At 36.3% G+C, this 20,575-nt stretch carries 13 protein-coding genes; 9 read left to right on the top strand and 4 right to left on the bottom strand.

The window, feature by feature from the left end; all coding sequences use genetic code 11:
• Window positions 1–87: 87 nt before the first annotated feature.
• Window positions 88–567, top strand: a complete 480-nt coding sequence (locus tag C4F50_RS20880) for a DinB family protein (RefSeq protein WP_194140584.1) — start codon at window positions 88–90, stop codon at window positions 565–567.
• Between the two features lie 37 nt (window positions 568–604).
• On the opposite strand, the gene C4F50_RS20875 is transcribed toward C4F50_RS20880, so the two are convergent.
• Window positions 605–1,585 carry a helix-turn-helix transcriptional regulator gene (locus C4F50_RS20875; protein WP_194140583.1) on the bottom strand — a complete coding sequence of 327 codons (981 nt, stop codon included), beginning with the start codon at window positions 1,583–1,585 and terminating at the stop codon, window positions 605–607.
• Window positions 1,586–2,017: 432 nt separating this feature from the next.
• Between C4F50_RS20875 and C4F50_RS20870 the strand changes: the two genes are divergently transcribed.
• Window positions 2,018–2,302 carry a hypothetical protein gene (locus tag C4F50_RS20870; protein ID WP_194140582.1) on the top strand — a complete coding sequence of 95 codons (285 nt, stop codon included), beginning with the start codon at window positions 2,018–2,020 and terminating at the stop codon, window positions 2,300–2,302.
• A gap of 313 nt (window positions 2,303–2,615) precedes the next feature.
• Here C4F50_RS20870 and lepA read toward each other — a convergent pair whose 3' ends face one another.
• Window positions 2,616–4,412 (bottom strand): translation elongation factor 4, encoded by a 1,797-nt coding sequence (gene lepA, locus C4F50_RS20865; protein ID WP_194140581.1) that lies wholly within the window; start codon window positions 4,410–4,412, stop codon window positions 2,616–2,618.
• A 470-nt stretch (window positions 4,413–4,882) separates the two neighbouring features.
• Between lepA and C4F50_RS20860 the strand changes: the two genes are divergently transcribed.
• Window positions 4,883–5,116, top strand: coding sequence for a bacteriocin (locus tag C4F50_RS20860; protein ID WP_194140580.1), 234 nt, complete (start codon window positions 4,883–4,885; stop codon window positions 5,114–5,116).
• A gap of 41 nt (window positions 5,117–5,157) precedes the next feature.
• On the opposite strand, the gene C4F50_RS20855 is transcribed toward C4F50_RS20860, so the two are convergent.
• A complete protein-coding gene (locus C4F50_RS20855; protein WP_194140579.1) occupies window positions 5,158–5,856 on the bottom strand; it encodes an NUDIX hydrolase in 699 nt (232 codons plus the stop codon).
• Between the two features lie 49 nt (window positions 5,857–5,905).
• Complete coding sequence (locus tag C4F50_RS20850; protein WP_194140578.1) at window positions 5,906–6,622, bottom strand: NUDIX hydrolase; 717 nt, start codon at window positions 6,620–6,622, stop codon at window positions 5,906–5,908.
• 627 nt (window positions 6,623–7,249) lie between these two features.
• On the opposite strand from C4F50_RS20850, the gene C4F50_RS20845 reads away from it, so the two are divergent.
• From C4F50_RS20845 to C4F50_RS20820, 6 genes are all read left to right on the top strand, one after another.
• Complete coding sequence (locus C4F50_RS20845; RefSeq protein WP_194140577.1) at window positions 7,250–10,339, top strand: SusC/RagA family TonB-linked outer membrane protein; 3,090 nt, start codon at window positions 7,250–7,252, stop codon at window positions 10,337–10,339.
• A gap of 12 nt (window positions 10,340–10,351) precedes the next feature.
• The gene (locus C4F50_RS20840; protein ID WP_194140576.1) at window positions 10,352–11,929 is read left to right on the top strand and encodes a RagB/SusD family nutrient uptake outer membrane protein; all 1,578 of its coding nucleotides are present in this window, start codon (window positions 10,352–10,354) and stop codon (window positions 11,927–11,929) included.
• A gap of 18 nt (window positions 11,930–11,947) precedes the next feature.
• Window positions 11,948–12,817: a hypothetical protein gene (locus C4F50_RS20835; protein ID WP_228012100.1), complete on the top strand. Its 870-nt coding sequence runs from the start codon at window positions 11,948–11,950 to the stop codon at window positions 12,815–12,817.
• Between the two features lie 138 nt (window positions 12,818–12,955).
• Window positions 12,956–15,454 (top strand): glycoside hydrolase family 2 TIM barrel-domain containing protein, encoded by a 2,499-nt coding sequence (locus C4F50_RS20830; protein WP_194140574.1) that lies wholly within the window; start codon window positions 12,956–12,958, stop codon window positions 15,452–15,454.
• A gap of 223 nt (window positions 15,455–15,677) precedes the next feature.
• On the top strand, window positions 15,678–18,077 hold the full coding sequence (locus C4F50_RS20825; RefSeq protein WP_194140573.1) for a glycoside hydrolase family 31 protein: 2,400 nt from the start codon (window positions 15,678–15,680) through the stop codon (window positions 18,075–18,077).
• Between the two features lie 272 nt (window positions 18,078–18,349).
• Window positions 18,350–20,356 carry a glycoside hydrolase family 97 protein gene (locus C4F50_RS20820; RefSeq protein ID WP_194140572.1) on the top strand — a complete coding sequence of 669 codons (2,007 nt, stop codon included), beginning with the start codon at window positions 18,350–18,352 and terminating at the stop codon, window positions 20,354–20,356.
• Window positions 20,357–20,575 lie beyond the last annotated feature (219 nt).

Below are 20,575 nucleotides of genomic sequence, written 5' to 3'. Positions count from 1 at the left end.
AATCAAAAAAATATTTTTTCCTGCTGACAAACTGTTGTCACCGGCCCATTTTAATTTTGAAGTATAGAAATTTAAAAACTAAAAATCATGAAAACGTTAGAAGCACAAGTAATTACTTCAGAAGATTTATTAAAACACTGGCAAGGGCATCGCGCACTTACGCGCCGTTTGATCGTGATGTTTCCTGAAAAAGATTTCTTCGAATTTTCAATTGGCGGCATGCGTCCTTTTGCAAAATTAGTTGACGAACTTTTAGCCATTGCTGCTCCAGCCTTAAAAGGAATTGTAAACCGTGAAAGCCAGCCTTATAAAGAAGAAACAGAAAAATTGATTTTTAAAGCGCAGTATCTGGAAAAGTGGGATGAAGCTACAGAGGAAATCAATAAATATTGGGAACAATTGTCGATTGAAGATTTTAGTGAAACTTTTAATCTTTTTGGACAATACGAATTTCCTATCATTCAAAATATATTGTATTTTATTGATAACGAAGTGCATCACCGCGGACAAGCTTATGTGTACTTAAGAGCTTTGAATATTGAACCGCCATTTTTCTGGGAAAGATAAACATTGATTTCCAGCAAAAAAACTTCTCAATTAAGCTTTATGCTTTTGAGGAGTTTTTTTGTAAAAGCCTTTCTTTGTTAATTTCCAGCAATTCTAAAGTGCGGGTTTTTAAACTTTCGGGTTCCAGTATTTTGGCATAATCACCAAACATTAAAAACCATCGCGGAAAACCATCATGAATGTTGTGACATCTAAACGTCATCTCGATTTCGTCACCCCTTTCTTCTTCAAAAACAAAACCGTGATATTTTCTTTCGTGGGATAAATATCTTGCGATTTTCTTTTCAACCAAAATTCGAACTTTTGTCGTTGGAATCGTTTTTTCATTTTTATCCAAATACGTTTCCAGAGAATCATGTTCTATGGTAAAATCAATTTCCGTTTTTTTAATTCCCTGAATTCTATCGGTTCGAAACTGACGGTAATCTTTTCGAAGATGGCAATAGCCTAAGAAATACCAGTTATTGTTATCATGAAAAACACCGACAGGTTCCAAATTTCGCTGCGTAGTTTCTTCCTTGTCAAAAGTTTTGTACGTTAAGAGAATCTGTTTTTTTTCGGCAATTCCTTCAAAAAGAACCGCTAATGTATTGGGAGAATTATCATTAAACATGGGTTCTGCCGTCTGCATTAAAATTCTCGATTCGATATTCGAAAGATAATCCTTGTCATTGCTTTTTAAAACCGATTTTAGTTTGTACATCGCCGATGCGTAATGCGTTCCCAAAGACGGATCGGTAAATTTCTGCATCAGCTTTTCTGCCGCAATAAAGCTGCTTACTTCTTCGCGCGTAAACATAACAGGCGGCAATCGGTAACCGTCCATTAAAGCGTAACCAACCCCAGCTTCACTATAAATAGGAACGCCAGAAGCTTCGAGTGTTCGAATGTCTCTGTAGATCGTTCGTAAACTCACTTCAAAACGATCGGCCAATTCCTGTGCTTTCACAATTTTTTTGGATTGTAATTGAATCAGAATAGCAACAATTCTATCAAATCGTTTTGGGGTTTCGTCCATTTTTTTCTTTTGAGGTTCAAAGGTTCAGAGTTTCAAAGATACAAAGGTTGAATATTTATAGAAATAAAATGCTGTTCCAAATTGGGACAGATTTTAATCTGCATCTTAGAGGCACAATGGAGTTTGTCTCACGCAAAGTGTATAAAAATGGCGAAAATTATATCAATAATATCTTTTTCCTCAGATTTTTGTACATTTATGTATGTCTTTAGAATCATTATCATTTGTAAGTAAAAACTTAATTAATAGAATTGAATTGTATCTTTGTGATGTCAAAATACAATACAAGGAGAAATCCTGAAACTTAATTATTAAGTTAACATAACGAGCCCTCATTCACGTTGCTGGAGCTAGTGATAGCCCTAATTCCACTCCTTGTAGTGTTTTGACACAACCGAAGATGAGGGCTTCGTGCGTTTAATATTTTCGAATATGTCAAAAGAAAATCAAAAAACACAAAAAGATGTAATGCTTTCCGTTACAAATCTCCTTTCAGAACTTTGTTTTGAGGGAAACTTTAAAGAACAACCTTTTTATCTGCAGGAAATCTTCGAGCTCATACTTGAAACAGAAATGGGTAATAATCTCGATTTAAGGCTCAAAATGTTAAGCTGTCTTAGAACAAGCCGAATTCTGGCAGAAACTTTATCACCATTTTCAGATCGGCAGATTCAAAATTCTTGCAACACTATAGCTTTTGTGCCAGCCAACCGATAACAGCTAAAACCCTGCGAATCAATTTGCAGGGTTTCTTTTTCGCAGGCATTTTATTTTAAGAATATTTTGAAAGCACTTTGCGTAAGACGCACTGCTGTGCGTCTCTACAGATGAAGATTGTGGTTACAGGATTACGGCTATAATAATTTGAATGAAATTTGTCATCATATTCTCGACACAGAATTGTAGAGACGCACAGCAGTGCGTCTTTACGCAACGGGTATTTTAAAAATGAAACAAAAAACCTGACAACTTTCGCTATCAGGTTTTCACTATATTCTATTCTCTATTTTCTTTATTCTAAAAGAAGAGCTTAATCATTCAATTTCAAAACAGCCATAAATGCTTCTTGCGGAATCTCCACGTTTCCTACTTGACGCATACGTTTTTTACCTTTTTTCTGTTTTTCAAGAAGTTTACGCTTACGCGAAATATCTCCACCGTAACATTTTGCGGTAACGTCTTTACGAAGGGCTTTAATCGTTTCACGAGCGATAATTTTGGCACCAATTGCTGCTTGAATCGGAATGTCAAATTGTTGTCTCGGAATCAATTCGCGTAATTTCTCGGTCATTTTTTTACCGATATTATAAGCGTTGTCTTCGTGAATTAAAGCAGAAAGTGCATCAACTGTCTGTGCATTCAAAAGAACGTCTAGTTTAACCAATTTAGAAGTACGCATTCCGATTGGTGAATAATCGAAAGAAGCATAACCTTTAGAAACTGTTTTAAGACGGTCATAAAAATCGAATACAATTTCGGCCAAAGGCATATCAAAATTCAATTCAACTCTTTCAGTTGTTAAGTAGGTTTGATTGGTAATTAAACCACGTTTTTCGATACATAAGCTCATAACGTTTCCAACGAAATCAGCTTTTGTAATGATCGTAGCTTTAATAAAAGGCTCTTCTACTCGGTCTAGTTTTGAAGGTTCTGGCAGATCGGATGGATTGTTTACCACCAACGCCGTTTCTGGGTGTTTTTTAGTATAAGCCAAATACGAAACGTTAGGTACAGTTGTAATTACCGTCATATCAAACTCACGCTCTAAACGCTCCTGGATAATTTCCATATGCAGCATTCCTAAGAACCCGCAGCGGAAACCAAAACCTAAAGCAGCAGAACTTTCTGGAGCAAAAACTAAGGATGCATCGTTCAATTGTAATTTCTCCATTGAAGAACGCAAATCTTCGTAGTCCTCTGTATCAACAGGATAAATTCCCGCAAATACCATTGGTTTTACGTCCTCGAAACCAGTAATCATATTGGTTGTCGGCACTTTTGCATCTGTAATCGTATCACCCACTTTTACTTCGCGGGCTTCTTTAATTCCAGAAATCAAATAACCAACATCTCCTGCAGAAACTACATTTTTAGGAACCTGATTTAATTTTAAAGTTCCAATTTCGTCAGCAAAATATTCATTATCGGTCGCCATGAATTTGATTTTCTGGCCTTTTTTGATTTCACCGTTTACAACTCTAAAGATTACCTCGATTCCACGAAACGGATTGTATACCGAGTCAAAGATCAAAGCTTGTAAAGGTTCATCAGGATTTCCTTTCGGAGCAGGAATTTTTTCGATAATAGCCGCTAAGATATTTTCTACCCCAAAACCTGTTTTACCAGAAGCATGAATAATGTCTTCTAGTTTACAGCCTAATAAATCGATAATATCATCACTTACTTCTTCTGGATTTGCACTTGGTAAATCTACTTTATTTAAAACCGGAATAATTTCCAAGTCGTTTTCTAATGCTAAATAAAGATTCGAGATAGTCTGTGCCTGAATACTTTGTGCAGCATCAACAATTAAAAGTGCTCCTTCACACGCTGCAATAGATCGCGAAACTTCATACGAAAAATCTACGTGGCCCGGAGTATCAATTAAGTTTAAGATATATTCCTCGCCTTTGTATTTGTATTCCATCTGAATGGCATGACTCTTAATGGTAATTCCACGCTCGCGCTCCAAGTCCATGTTGTCAAGCAATTGCGCTTTTTCTTCACGAGCCGTAACGGTTTGTGTTGCGCCCAAAAGCCTGTCTGCTAATGTACTCTTACCGTGGTCAATGTGTGCAATAATGCAAAAATTACGTATCTTCTTCATTTTAATATATCAGTTCTCTAAACGAGTTTTAAGTATTTTTTGGGAAATAAATCACGATTAAACAATTGCTTTAAAACGTGTTGTTAAGGCGCAAAGATAGCGCAAAGTTTTGGATTCTGGAATTTACTTTATCGATTTTGAATGCAGAAGTCAAAAAACTGTTTTTCAGCATCTTATCATTTTGGTCAGATAAGGGTTTTTGCCGCAAAACATGAAAAATAGTTTTTAGATTTAGATTAACGGTATCAAAGTTTAATTAAAAAACAGAAAAAATGGCGTTTGGATGGTATAAATGTATTTTTTGTACGAATAGTTATCTTTTTAAATAAATAGAAGTAACTTGTAGTCGTTTTAACCATAAGCTTATTTGCTTTTGGTTTTGAATGTTTTATTGAAATGGCTTGTACAGGATAAATCCAATACTGCAAACAGCGATTGTGTTTTTATTTACTAATTAAACCCAGGAAATTATGGAAAAAGAAACCATTAGGCTTATTCTGAAATATGAAAAGCTTACCAAAGAAGAAATGAAAAGCATTACAGGAGGAGCATTAGGAACGGTCTGTGGTCCAAGAAATGGCGTGCCGACTTCGATCTGCCCGAGCGGTAAAGGAGTTGCAGCGAATTCGGGAACAGAAGATCCGTCTAAGTTTCCAGGAATAGTGGGAGGTTTTTGCAATGTCATAATCCTCTGTATTCCGTAAAGAATACTCAAACTGCCTAAAGATTTCTTTAGGCAGTTTTTTTAATACTCAAAATTGAATCCTTTTTGAGTGAGTTTTTTGTACATTTCGTCATCAAATTTGTAGAGTTTTGCGGCTCTATGCGACACGTCTTTTTGTTTTTCGTCCAATTCTGTCAGTAGTTTCATGTGCAGAATTTTTCGTCTGAAATTCGATTTGTCCATTTCGATTCCCAGAATTTCTTCGTACAAATGCATTAACTGTAATAAAGTAAATTTTTCCGGCAGGAGATTAAATCCGATAGGAGCCTGGCGTACGCGATTGCGCAGCTGCATTAAACTGACATTCAGAATTTCGTTATGATCAAAAATCAAATCCGGGATCTCGTTTATTTTATACCACTTCGCTTCAATAACTCTTAGACTGGCTTTAATGTTATAATCTTCGCGGTTTACCAAAGTATAATATCCGATAGTAACAACACGTCTTTCTAATACACGTTTCGGATTTGTAAATGCTTTAAGCTGTTCTAAATAAATGTTTTCAAGACCTGTAAGTTCCTGCAGAATTCGCTGTGCGGCATCATCAGCGCTTTCTTCTCTTTGAAGCCAGCCCCCTAGGAGTCCCCATTTGCCTTTACTTTCGCCTTGAGCGTGCTGTACCAGAAGTACTTCAAGACTTTCTTTATTAAATCCGAAAAACACACAATCGATTGTGATTCCGTCTACTGCTGTTTTGTTATGGTGCTCTGTTTCTGCCAATTTCTACTAAATTTTATGAAAACGAAATTTTTCTCGGTTTAGACGAATTTTAAAATTCAAAATTAAATCCTTTTTCTGTAAGTTTTTGATAGATTGCGGGATCAAATTTATATAACTGTGCCGCTCTATGCGAGACATCTTGTTGCTTTTCGTCTAAAGCAGCCAGTAATTTCATATGTAGAATTTTACGTCTAAAGTTTGATTTGTCCATTTCTACTCCCAAAACTTCTTCATAAAGCTGCATGAGCTGTAATAAAGTAAATTTCTCTGGAAGCAGATTAAAACCAATTGGTGCCTGACGAACACGTCCTCTGAGATGTTTTAGACTGTAGTCCAGAATTTCGTTATGATCGTAAATTAGATCCGGAATGCTGTTTATTTTGTACCATTTAGCGTCAGACGCTGTAAAACCGGCTTTAATGTTGTAATCTTCTCTTTTTACCAAAGCATAGTACCCAATCGTAATAACACGACGAAGCGGAAAACGATCAGGATCGCCAAAGGCTTTTAATTGTTCAAGATAAATATTATCAAGGCCCGTCAGTTCATTTAATAATCGATGGGCGGCATTGTCTGTGCTTTCTTTTTTGTAAATCCATCCTCCCGGAAGACCCCATTTCCCCTTACTGATTCCTTCTCCATGTTGTACCAAAAGTACTTCAAGACTTCCTTTATCAAAACCAAATATGACGCAGTCAATCGTGATCGCGTTCATGGCACTTTGTTCGCTTTTTGCGAAAGGTTTGTCGTCTTCATTTTCTACCATAAGTTGATATAAATTTTGACAAATTAAGCAAATAAAATGCTAAACTGTCTTTGTTAGTTACTTAATATTTTTTTAACAAATTAAAAATTTGATAATCAAGGCTTTGAAATTCATAAAAAGAACCGTTTTAAAATGTAAATCTTTTAAATACTTGATTGTCAAATCGCTAATTGGTTGTTTTTTGTTTAAAAATTATTTCACTAAAACAAGTCGGCTTGTTAGATTAATAAAAATGACTCCTCTTAAATCAGAATAAAAAAAAAATAACCTTAATATTTTGCTAAAATAGAAAAAAAGTTTTACACTTGTAGTCAAATTTACCATAAGATAAATTCAAATTGACTATAAGCAAAGAAGGCAAAGATAAAACTTAACTTAAACTTACCCGAATTGTTTTTTTTAAATTGTTTTTTAAAAGTTTTTGAGACATGTAAATGGATTGAAGAATATAAAAACAATTTTGAAGCTTTAAAACTTTCAGTTTTTAGTTTCTGCTCGTAGTCTGCAAGTGCGAATGTTAGAAATGAGATTCAGGCCCTCATTTGCGACAGGAATTGCTTGGGAAGTTCCAGATTTCTCTTAGGGTAAAGATTACTAACTATAACTTAAACTTAATCAATTCTTATTATGAAAAGCAAAAATTGTATTAAAACAACAAAGCTTCCATATTTTATGGGGCTGCTGCTTAGCGTATTTATGATGCAGTTTGGATTTGCACAAGAATCTAAAACTGTAAGCGGAACAATTACTTCGTCTGAAGACGGATTTGGGGTTCCGGGAGCAACTGTACAAGTACAGGGTACAAAATCGAGTACTGTTACCGATTTTGATGGAAAATATAAAGTTGAGGCCAAAACAGGTGATGTTTTAGTGATCACTTTTGTTGGGTTTAAAACACAAAACATTACAGTTGGATCTCAAAAAGTAGTCAACGCAGTTTTACAGCCAGAAACTTCGGAGCTTAAAGAGATTGTAGTAATTGGTTACGGTACTCAAAAGAAAAAAGTAAATACTGCAGCCACATCATTAGTATCAGGAAAAGACATTCAGCAGGTAGCAAGTCTTGATGTTGTAAATGCTTTGCAAGGTCAGGCAACTGGGGTTTCTGTTACTTCTTCTTCTGGACAGCCGGGAGCAAATATGGTGGTAAACATTCGTGGTGCAGGTACAGCAGGAAACAGTGATCCTCTTTATGTAGTGGATGGTGTTGTGGTTGATAACGGAATTGGATATTTAGATCCTTCTGTAATAGAAAGGGTTGACGTTTTAAAAGATGCTTCTGCGGCTTCTATCTACGGTGCAAGAGCAGCAAACGGAGTTATCTTAGTAACTACAAAAAAAGGAAAAGACGGTAAAATGAATGTGGCATTTAGTTCATACACAGGTTTTCAGCAAATCGCTAAAAAACTGGACTTAATGAATACACAGGAATATACAACTATAATGAACGAAGCTCGTGTAAATTCTGGATATGCTCCATTATACACTAAAGCGCAAATTGCTTCTTTCCCAAATCACGACTGGCAGAATGATTTGTTTAATGAAGGGGCGATGAAACAAAACCACTCTTTATTGATTACCGGCGGTGATCAAAAATCTACAATTGCGACAGGTCTGTCTTACTACGGACAAGAAGGTATGATTGGAGGAGTAAATAATCAATCTCAATATGATCGTATTACTTTTACAGTAAACTCAACTTCTCAAGTAATTAAAGATTATCTTAAAATTGGAGAGAACTTTACCTTATCAAACATCAAATCAAGCGGTGTTGCCGATGATGGTATTTACAGCAATGCAATTAGAAGTTTCTTAAATGCGGCGCCGATAGATGCAGCTTATGATGCAGACGGAGGTTTTGCACCATCAATTATTTCAGCAGATGTCAGCAATCCAGTGGGATCTTTGTATTACAATAACTTCAATCAGACTAAAACAAATCGTTATGTAGGGAATATTTTTGCTGAGTTGAAAATCATCAAAGACCTTACTTTTAGAACTAGTTTTGGTGTTGATATGACAGACAGTAACTACAGATCTTTCAGACCAGTTTATTCTCTTTCTTCTAGTGATAATAATACTGTTTCTAGTGTTACACAAAGTGCTACAAAATCTATGGGATGGATTTTTGAAAATACACTTCAATACAAATTCAATATTGCTTCTGCTCATAATTTCGATATTTTGGCAGGTACTTCTGCTAAAAAGAATACTTCTGATTACATGGAAGGACAAGGAAGAAACTTGATTTTTGACGATTTTGCACACGCTTATTTAGACAATGCAAAAGACCCGACGTCAAATGTGGTAAAAGGAAATCGTAGAGATTATGCTATTCAATCTTACTTTGGCCGTTTATTGTACGATTACAACAACAAATATTTATTTTCTGCGACAGTTCGTCGTGACGGTTCATCAGAATTTGGACCAAATAACAAATATGCTATTTTCCCTTCGTTTTCTGCGGGTTGGAACTTAGACAAAGAAGCTTTCTTTAAAGAAAACAAAGTTTTAAATTCATTCAAATTAAGAGCGAGCTGGGGACAAAATGGTAACGACCAATTCGGAAGAAGATTCGCGTATTTGTCAACTGTAAATTCTACAGACAAAACATATCACTTTGGTACAGGAGACGAAACATTATTAGTAGGTTCAAGCCCTGATCAATTAGCAAACCGTAACTTAAAATGGGAAACTTCTGAGCAGTTAGACTTAGGTTTTGATGCGACTTTGTTTACCAACTTTACTTTGACTTTTGATTATTATGATAAAAAGACAAAAGACTGGTTAGTACTGGCTTCTATTCCTACTTATGCTGGAGCAACTGCACCGTATATTAATGGTGGAGACGTAAGTAATAAAGGTTTTGAAATTGGTTTGGCTTACAGAACTCACTTTGGAAAAGACTGGAATTTTGGTATTAATGCCAACCTTTCTCGTAACCAGAACGAAGTACTTAGAATTGCTAACAACGAAGGAATTATTCACGGAGAAAACAACGTTTTATTCCAAGGTTTAGACGAAATGAATCGTGTTGAGGTAGGAAAACCAATGGGTTATTTCTACGGATTAAAAACAAACGGTATTTTCCAAAATGCAGCAGAAGTTGCAGCGGGTGTTCAGCCAAATGCACAGCCGGGAGACGTTCGTTTTGTTGACTTAAATGGTGATGGACAAATTGATGCTAACGATAAAACACAAGTTGGTAATCCGAATCCAGATATTAATTATGGTGTAAATTTAGAATTATCATACAAAGCATTTGATATCTCTATCAATACTTATGGTACTGCGGGAGGACAAAATGTTTTCGGAATTCACGATTACACACGTGCTTATACCAACAATACAACAGATGTATTAAACAGATGGACAAGCGAAGGAACTTCAAACTCAGTTCCAAGAGTAACTTACGGAACTGATGAAAATGGGAACTACACTAAATTCTCTGACTTATATGTTCAGGATTCAGATTTCTTTAGAATTAAAAATGCAACAATTGGATGCGACTTAACAAAGTTAACAGACAGATTGAAATTCTTCTCTAAATTCAGATTGTATGTAGCAGGAAATAACATTTACACATTTACAAAGTACAAAGGGATGGATCCTGAAATTGGTTTCGGAAACGTAAATCAATCTTGGGCAAAGGGAATCGATGTTGGGTATTATCCACAGCCAAGAACCTACATGATGGGTCTAAATGTTAACTTTTAAATTTTGAAAAACATGAAAACATATATAAAATTATTCGCTCTTTCAAGCTTACTTACTTTAGGAGCTTGTTCGGAAGATTTTTTGGAAAACGAACCGTACACAGATAAGGTAACAGAGAATTTTTATAAAACTCCATCTGATGCTTTTGAAGGTTTGGTAGCCGTTTATGATGTATTGCAAAGAGAAGCTTACGGTACACAATTGATTGTGAGTGAGCAGGCATCTGACAACTGTTTTGGAGGATTTGGTATTGCAGATCCAACGGTAGATTTACAATGGGACCGCTTTCAATATACTACAGATAAAGACATGAACTCACTTACGTGGACAAACTCTTATCTTGGAATTTATAGAGCCAACATTTTGTTAGAAAATTTAGACAAGGTAAATTGGGGAGCAAACATCGCTTTAAAAACAAGATACGAAGCAGAAGCTCGTTTTTTAAGAGCGCACTTTCACTTTCAGGCAGCAAAAATGTTTGGAGACATTATTCCGTTGGATCATACTGTTACAACCAGCGAATTTGAATTGCCAAGACAAGCACCAGAAGTTACTTATGCCTTAATTGCAAATGATTTGAAATTTGCTGCAGATAACTTAGGACCAGAAAATTATTCTCAACCTGGAAATGCAAACTACGGACGTATTACAAAATGGGCTGCTGAAGCTTATTTGGCAAGAACATTTTTGTTTTACACTGGAGCATACAACAAACCAGATTTGGCTGGAGTTATTACAAAAGCAGAGGCTACAACTTATATTAATGATGTGGTAAGTAACAGCGGACACGGATTGGTTGCAGATTTTGCGAATCTTTGGCTGGCAGCTTCTTTAGAAAATTTTGCTGGAGAAGACAATACAGAAATGGTTTGGGCTGTTCGTTTTAACGGTTCAGGAAAAGGAAACTGGGATCTTCACGAAGGAAACCGTTTTCAGGTAAATATTGCGCCTCGTGGAGGAGCGATTGGAAGATATGCAACAGGATGGGGAGGAGCAACTGTAAATCCTAATTTGGTTGCAGCTTATGACGCAGGTGATACCAGAAAAGCAGCTTCTTTTATTGACTATGCTGGTGAAGGATTAAACTTTGATCCGCAAGCGAGAGAGCAGCGTCAATACACTGGATATTCTTGGAAAAAATACTGCCCGATTACCAATGCTGCAGGAGTTGCTGTGGTAGAAGCAAACGGAGGAAACTTCCAGATTGACAACTACCAAGATTATGCAGTTATCCGTTTTGCAGATGTATTGTTAATGGCTGCAGAATTAAATCTAACATCAAATGCAGGATTGGCGCAAGCAGATTTTGACAGAGTGCGTGATCGTGCTTTTAAAAATACAACTAATAGAAAAGTGATAAGCTTACCTGTTATTATGGAAGAACGCCGCTTAGAACTAGCTCTTGAAGGATTGCGTTATTTTGACTTAATCAGACAAGGAATGCCTGCTATGAAAGCAGCTATTGATAACAACACAGGAGATCAATTTGCTGTAACTTTTAGAACAGAAACACAAGGCTGGTTTGCATTACCGCAGTCTCAAATAGTACTTTCAAATGGTACCATTACCCAAAATCCAGGCTGGAATTAACTAAAAAACAAATTGATTATGAAACGTATATTATATATAGTATTAGCGGCTGTAACGATCAGCTCGTTTTTATTCTCATGTGAAGCAATCGAAGATCGCGAAAGTCTTCCAGCTGTAACACTTACGCCAGAGACCATAAAATATTCTGTGACTCAAAATGCGGCAAAAAAGAATGAAGTAATTTTGAAGAATGATGATCCAACTGTAATTCCGTATTGGAAATACGTAGATGCACAAGGAAATGAATTAGGACATTCTAACAAAAGCGAAGACAAAATTACTTTTCCTTTTGCAGGAAAGTATACGGTTTTTTATACAGCATTTGTTAGAGGAGGTTCTGTAGAAGCAGCACCTGTAGCAATAGATGTTCCAGAAAATGATAATGCTTTTTTCAGCGATCCGAGATGGAACAAATTGACCAACGGTCAAGCAGGAAAAACTTGGGTTTTGTACATGACTGCCCCACTAGAATTTATCGGAAACACACCTTCTTATGTTAACAGAGCAGTAAGTGGTCCAGGATGGTGGCCAAACCTTACTGATATTTCTTGGGCTGGTCTTGAAAATAAAGATTGGGGAGAAATAACATTTGATTTGGATGGAGGTTATAATGTTTCGGTAACGCAGACAAACCCAACTTTAGGAGCAACACAAAAAACAACCAAAAAAGGAACTTTCAATTTTAGTTTAACAACGGGTGAAACAAATGACAGAATTTCTTTTAACGGAGGCACAGAAATGCTGCATCCAAATGAACCAAGTTATTTTAGTCCATCATTTAGTTTTACTAATGTAAAAATTGTTGAATTGACCGATACAAGTTTATGCTTTATTGCAATAAGAGCAGATGGAGATTATTTAATTTACCATTTAGTTCCAAAATCATAATTAGTTAGTTTTTGAAGTCTCAGTTTTAAATAATATCAAAAAGATACTTTAAAGCTGAGACTTAAATTGTTTTTATGAAGAAATAAAGGGACTCAGTTTTTATTTCTATCTTCAAATTCCGAAAACATAAAAAGTACCATGCAAATTAGAAAGAACATAAAAAACTTAAGCCTATTAGCAATGGCAGCGGGAATTATTTTTTTGAATTCCTGCACCCAAAAAAACGATGCTTTTGTAAACAGAAAAGTTTCTTTTAATGAAGATTGGAGTTTTCACTTAAATGACAGCATTATTGATAAAGATACCATCGGCACTTCGACAAAATGGAGAACATTAAACGTTCCTCACGATTGGAGCATCGAAGGGAATTTCGATGAAAAAAGCCCTGCAGGTTACGGCGGAGGCGCACTAAACGGCGGTTTGGGCTGGTATAAAAAAACATTTAAAGTCGCTGCAGCAGACAGCACAAAAATAACCTCAATCACTTTTGATGGTGTTTATAAAGACAGCGAAGTCTGGGTAAACGGCCATTATTTAGGAAAACGTCCAAACGGATATATTGGTTTTCAATATGAAATCTCCAAATATTTAAATTACGGAGAAAAAAATAATGAAATAATTGTTAAGGTTGACAATTCAAAACAACCCAATTCACGCTGGTATTCGGGATCAGGAATTTTTAGAAATGTCTGGATCGAAACCACAGATAAACTTCATGTTGCACAGTGGGGAACTTATGTGACAACGCCAAAAGTTACTGCTGACACAGCTTCGGTAAATATTGAAACTACAATTCAGAATCAATATTCGACTTCAAAGAAAGCAACAGTAACAACAACTATTTTTTATGGTATAGGAAATGATCTTAGAAGAATAAAATCGACTAGTCAAAATATAACAATTGGTGCAAATGCCAATCAAAAAAGTAAGCAAAAAATACAAGTACCAAATCCTGTTTTATGGTCTGTTGAAAAACCAGAATTGTATACCGCAGTTACCGAAATTTCGATTGACGATAAAATCATTGATCAATACAAAACCAATTTCGGAATCAGAGATTTTAAATTCGATTTGAATAAAGGTTTTATTTTGAATGGCAAGCAAGTTAAAATAAAAGGAGTTTGTCTGCATCACGATTTAGGTCCATTAGGCGCTGCAATCAACACGCGCGCCATCGAACGCCAATTGGAAATCATGAAAGAAATGGGAGTAAACGGAATCAGAACTTCTCATAATCCGCCTGCACCAGAACTTTTAGACCTTTGCGACAAAATGGGTTTCATTGTCATGGATGAAGCTTTTGATATGTGGAAACAAACCAAAACCAAATACGATTACGGAAATGATTGGGACAAATGGCACAAGAAAGATTTAGTAGATCAATTGCTGCGCGACCGAAATCATCCAAGTATTTTTGTTTGGAGCATAGGAAATGAAATCCCAGAACAATGGAATGAAAAAGGTGTTGAAATTGCCAAAGAATTAGCAGCAATCACACGCCAATACGACAAAACACGTCCGTTGACTGCAGCGATGAATCCGCCGGTAAACATGAATATTGATGCCGTGACTTTACAGTTTGAGAAAAAAGATGTTTCGATCAATCCGCTTGCCGGATCAGGTGTTTTAGATTTAATTGGATACAATTATGCGCATCAAACATATGAACATCATCTGAAGAATTTCCCTAATACACCTTTCATCGCAACCGAAACAACTTCGGGACTGCAGACAAGAGGATATTACGATGCCGTTTCAGACACCATAAAAAAATGGCCGGTAAGATGGGATCTTAAATTTACAGAAGGAAATCCAGGCAACACCGTTTCGGCTTACGATCAGGTGCAGACGCCTTGGGGTTCTACACACGAAGCAACTTGGAAAGTAATCAAAAAACACGATTTCCTTTCTGGAATGTACATCTGGACTGGTTTCGATTATATCGGAGAACCAACGCCATACGAATGGCCGTCAATAAGTTCTTATTTCGGAATCGTTGATTTAGCCGGTTTCCCGAAAGATGTGTATTATATGTACCAAAGTGAATGGACAGACAAAACGGTTCTGCACATTTTCCCGCATTGGAACTGGAAACCCGGACAAACTGTTGATGTTTGGGCTTATTATAACAAAGCCGATGAGGTGGAACTTTTTGTAAACGGAAAGTCGGTTGGAAAAAGAAGTAAAAAAGGAGATGATTTACACGTAATGTGGCGAATTCCTTTTGAAGCAGGAACCTTAAAAGCAGTTTCTCGTAAAGACGGAAAAGTGGTTTTAGAAAAAGAAATTAAAACAGCCGGAAATCCATCTCAATTAAAATTGACTGCAGATAGAAGTACGATAAAAGCAGATAAAAATGACTTGTCATTTATTACAGTTGATATTTTAGACGATAAAGGAACATTAGCTCCAAATGCCAATAACGAAATTAATTTCTCTTTAAAAGGAAACGGAAAAATTGTTGGAGTTTGCAGCGGAGATCCGGTAAGTCATGAACCGTACAAAGGAAATAAACACACCGCTTTGGCTGGAAAATGTTTAGTAATTGTACAATCTGGAGATAAATCTGGAAGATTGGAATTAACCGCTAAAGCGAATGGACTAAAACAAGCCACAATCGTAATTACAGCAGAATAATAATTTTTCTAATTTTTGAAATTTTAAATATAGCCGCAAATTAAAAATATTTTATGCTCTCGCAGATTTGCTTCGCCTGTTCGCTATCGCTCGGGTTGCAGATCAGACGGATTTATTTTTCCAGATCTGTTTAAAAAGATTTAAATCTGCAAAATCTGCGAGAGAAAATAAAAAATCCTTTTATCCCGATAGCTATCGGGAGTGGCAAAAAAATAACTAACTAATGAAAAAATCACATTTAAAAACCTTGTTTTCGATTTGCGTTTTTGGACTTCTTACAGTTCCAAATGCATCAGCTCAAATTCAGAACGCAGATGTACTGAACGCACCAATAGATATCAGTAAAGATTTTCAGAACTATCTGAACACTTTTTATTTTGCTGATGAATTGGCCTCTTTTGATCCTGCAACAGGAAAAGGAACAATCAAATATTTAAGATACAACTACAAAACGCGTCAGGCTTTCAACAACATGATGATGAAACCTGATGTAGAAAAAGCAAACGAATTCCCAACAACAGAATACGCAGAATCTCCGGTTTTGCCGTTTGAAATTCAGTTTGTTTCGGATAGAACCGTTCGAATCAAAACGACTTCCGGGCCGCAGTTTCATCCACAAAAGGAATCTTTAATGCTGGTTGACGGCGTTGCGCCAAATCACCCGGAATTATGGAAATATTCTAAAATCGAAGGAGGGCACAGTTATACAAGCAAACACGGAAGAGTTGAAATCCTGACAAAACCTTGGCACGTAAAAATCTACGATGAAAAAGGAAAATTGTTGACAAGCACTCTTCACGATACCGATTTTAAAAACACCTATACACCGACACTTCCGTTTTCTTATGTTCGCAGAAACAGCGATTACTCCAGAAGTATGGGCGCGGCGTTCAGTTTAGAACCGGACGAAAAAATATTTGGCTGCGGCGAATCTTTCACGCAATTCAACAAACGCGGACAAAAAGTAGTTTTATGGACGGATGATGCCAACGGAATCCAAAATGAAACGATGTACAAACCGATTCCGTTTTATATGAGCAGCCGTGGTTACGGTGTTTTCATGCACCATTCTACACCAATTACGGTTGACTTTGGAAAATATTTTTCAAGTGCCAACGAAATGTATATTGGTGATGACGAAGCCGATTTGTTTTTCTTTATTGGAGAACCAAAAGACGTTTTAGATCAGTATACCAATTTAACCGGAAAAGCTGCCATGCCGCCGCTTTGGTCATTTGGTTTCTGGATGAGCCGTATCACGTATTTCTCAGAAAAAGAAGGACGCGAAGTTGCAAGAGATTTGCGTAAATACAAAATTCCAACCGATGTAATTCACTTTGATACCGGCTGGTTTGATGTAGATTGGAGAAACAACTACGAGTTTGCAAAATCTCGTTTCCCAGACGCGACAAAAATGATGTCTGATTTGAAGAAAGACGGTTTCCAGGTTTGTTTATGGCAATTGCCTTATTTCACGCCAAAGAATACTTTGTTTCCAGAAATCATGGATAAAAACTTAGCAGTAAGAGACAGAAAAGGAAACCTTCCTTATGAAGATGCCGTTTTAGATTTCTCAAACCCTGAAACGATAACTTGGTACCAAGGAAAATTGAAAAAATTATTTGATGAAGGCGTAGCCGTTTTCAAAGTAGATTTTGGAGAAGCTGCGCCGCCGGACGGAATTTACCATTCTGGAAGAACTGGTTTCTACGAGCACAATTTATATCCGTTACGTTACAACAAAGCTGTTGCCGAAATTACGCAGAAAGAAAAAGGATACACTTTAATCTGGGCAAGAAGTACTTGGGCAGGATCGCAGCGTTACCCGTTACATTGGGGAGGAGATTCTGAAACTTCAAACGGAGCCATGTCGGCAGAATTACGCGGCGGACTTTCATTAGGTCTTTCTGGTTTCAGTTTCTGGAGTCATGATGTTGGAGGTTTTGCAACTAAATCTCCTGAGAATATTTACAGAAGATGGACACCATTCGGAATGTTGACGTCTCACGTAAGAAGCCACGGAGAACCGCCTCGCGAGCCTTGGTTGTACAGTAAAGAGTTCTTAGAAGGATTTAGAAAAGCAGATAATATGCGTTACGAATTAATGCCGTATATCTATGCTCAGGCAAAAGAAAGTTCTCAAAAAGGTTTACCGATGATGCGTGCTTTATTTGTAGAATATCCAAATGATCCGGGAGCTTGGTTAGTTGATAATCAATATTTGTTTGGTTCAAGTATGTTGGTTGCACCGCTTTTTGAAGAAGTAGAAGAAAGAGACGTTTACCTTCCAGAAGGAACTTGGATCGATTATCAAACTAAAAAAGTATACCAATCGGGATGGCATAAAATTAAAGCCGGCGAAGTGCCAATTGTAGTTTTAATTAAAGACGGAACAGCGATTCCACACATCGGTTTAGCGCAGTCTACAAAAGATATGGATTGGAGCAAATTGACATTAAAAGTATACGCAAGCGATAAAACAACAGCGGCAACAGCTAAAGTATTTTTACCAGAAGGCGATGCCGTACAAGAAATAAAAGTTACTAAAAACGGAAACAATTTTGATGTAACTGCAAATCCGTTAAACGGAAAAACCACTTTCAAAACGGAGTGGGTTAAGTAAAAAAGTTAGCCGCGAATTCACGAATTTAATTTTTTATAATTCGTGAATTCGTGGCGAAAAAAATAAACACATAGAAACATAGAATTTTTGTTTCTGAAAAAGAGAATAAAAAGAAACTAGTTTCCAACACAGAGCTATGTGAATTCAAACAAGTGAAACGCCTTTTTTTAGTTTCAAATAAACTATGATTCTATGTGTTTAAAATAATCTAGCCAAAGATTTAATTAATAAAATTCGTGAATTCGTGGCTAAAAAATATAATTCCAAAAAACATGAAAAACTATCTAATTCTCCCAGCCGTACTGCTTTCGATCACTATCGGACACAGTCAGAAAAACAAAAATGCTTACGAACTGGCCTCTCCAAACGGTCAGAATAAAATCAAATTTGAGTTAGTAAAAAATGCTCCAAAATATGGTGTTTCTCACGGAAAAACCGAAGTGATTTCATCTTCAGAAATGGGATTTTTATTAAAAGGAAATGAAGATTTAAGCACCAATTTTGAAATCAAAGGAGCTAAAACTTCAACCTTTGATGAAACTTGGGAACAAGCTTGGGGAGAAAAGAAAAATATTCGAAATCACTACAACCAATTGGTAGTCGATTTACAGCAGAAAACAGGAAACAAAAGAAAGCTGCAAATTCAGTTCCGTGCTTTTGATGACGGAGTTGCTTTTAGATATGTGTATCCAAAACAAAATGTAAAAGACAGTATTTTCATCATGGATGAAAAAACAACTTTCAACCTAAAAGAAGACGGAAAAGCATGGTGGATTCCAGCAAACCGTCCAGATCGTGACGAATACTTGTTTAAAGAAGCTGCAGTAAGTACATTGGATACCGTTTTGACTCCATTAACAATCGAAAGTAAAAGCGGTTTGTCCTTAAGTTTCCACGAAGCAAATCTATATGATTTTGCAAGTATGACTTTGGTAAACAATAAAGGAACAGAACTAAAATCAGACTTAGTGCCTTGGGCAGACGGAGTAAAAGTTCGTGTAAAAGATACCTTTACATCTTCTTGGAGAACGATTCAAATTGGAGAAAATCCAGGAGAATTGATTACTTCTTACCTGATTTTAAATTTGAACGAACCAGACAAATTAAAAAATACAGCATCTTATTTCAAACCCTATAAATACTTAGGAATCTGGTGGGGAATGCACATCGGAAAATATACATTTTGGGAAAGCGACAAACAAGGAGCAACAACCAAACACGCAGAAGAATATATTGATTTTACAGCAAAAGAAGGTTTCAACCACTTATTGATCGAAGGATGGAACAAAGGCTGGACGCCTGCTTGGTATGAAAACCGTATGCACATGTTCAGTTTCACGAAAAGCGCCGACAATTTTGATTTAGAAAAAGTAGTCGCTTACGGAAAAAGCAAAAACATTGAATTAATTGGATATCACGAAACAGGTTCGAACTTAATCAACTATTTAAAAGAAGTTGACGAAGGATTTGCTTTATACAAAAAACTAGGAATTCATACCGTAAAAATTGGTCACGTAGGTTCAAAATTGAATATGAAACAAATGCACTTTGGACAATTTGGAGTGAACTATTTCAGATACATTTTAGAAAAAGCAGCACAATATGATTTGGCAGTTTTATACCACGAATCAATTAAAGATACAGGAGAAAGAAGAACCTTCCCGAACATGGTTTCAAGAGAAGCAGCACGCGGACAAGAATACAATGCTTGGAGTGAAGGAAATCCGCCAAACCACTTAAGTATTATTCCGTTTACAAGATTACTTTCTGGACCAATGGATTTTACGCCGGGAATTTTTGATGTTGAGGTAAAACAAGGGTATCCAGGAAAAAGAATTCAAGGAACGGTTGGGCAGCAATTGGCATTGTATGTAGTGCTTTATTCTCCAATTCAAATGCTGGCAGATCTTCCAGAAAACTACGAAGGAAAACCAGCTTTACAATTCTTAAAAGACGTTCCGACAGATTGGGAAGATACCAAAATTATAGAAGGAAAAATTGGTGAATACATTACAACAGCTAGAAAAGATAGAAACAGCGCTGACTGGTATTTAGGAACATTGACCAATGAAAATCCAAGAAAAGTAGACGTTTCATTATCATTCTTAGATCCAAATGCGACTTACGAAGCACAGATTTATGTGGATGCAGAAGGAACAAATCAAAAAAATAATCCTGAAGCAGTGGCTATTTCTAAGAAAACAGTAAAAGCATCAGACAAATTACAATTGAATCTAGGCGGTGCCGGAGGTGGTGTAGTGAGATTTAAAAAATTGTAATTGGAGTTAGAGGTTAAATGTTAGAAGTAAAAAGTTAAACCCGACAGGTTTTTATCGCGAGGCTTCGGGACTGTCGGGTTTTGTAACGGAACGATTACGCATGATATGTAGAGACGCACTGCAGTGCGTCTAACATATTTTTAGAAAATAAAATATTTAGCCACAGATTAAAAAGATTAAAAAAGATTTGAATCTGCATGATCTGCTAAATCTGCGAGA

The sequence above is a fragment of the Flavobacterium hungaricum genome, assembly GCF_015182285.1.
Lineage (GTDB): Bacteria > Bacteroidota > Bacteroidia > Flavobacteriales > Flavobacteriaceae > Flavobacterium > Flavobacterium hungaricum.
Note: the sequence above shows the minus strand (reverse complement) of the source record. Positions and strands in the feature narration are given on the sequence as shown.